Origin of the sequence: Pseudomonas sp. HY7a-MNA-CIBAN-0227 (genome assembly GCF_040310325.1) — a bacterium.
Classification (GTDB): domain Bacteria; phylum Pseudomonadota; class Gammaproteobacteria; order Pseudomonadales; family Pseudomonadaceae; genus Aquipseudomonas.
Genome location: NZ_JBEOPT010000207.1, coordinates 1 through 261 on the forward strand (window position 1 = coordinate 1; position 261 = coordinate 261).

Here is a 261-nt window from a genome sequence, read left to right on the forward strand (position 1 = left end):
CTTGCAGGCCAGTGAAGCCTTGGTTGCCGACCACGGTCACGGTGCCGCCCTGCCCGCCAAATACGGCGAACTGGTTGGTGGACGCCTGCCCTTGGGTGCCGGTGGGATCGGTCCAGTTGGTGCCTGGGCCCCAGGTACCGCTGCCGCCGGTGATGCTGCCATCGGGGTTGGTGGTGCCGCCGTTCCAGAACTGGATCTGCCCTGGAGTGGTTTGCACCACCAGGTTGAGCTGGTTGGCCAGCGCCGTTTGCAGGCTCAGGT

At 66.3% G+C, this 261-nt stretch carries 1 protein-coding gene; it reads right to left on the reverse strand.

Annotated features, from left to right (window positions below):
* A partial coding sequence (locus AAEZ06_RS27600; protein WP_350617308.1) for a hypothetical protein occupies positions 1–261 on the reverse strand: 261 nt, incomplete at both ends.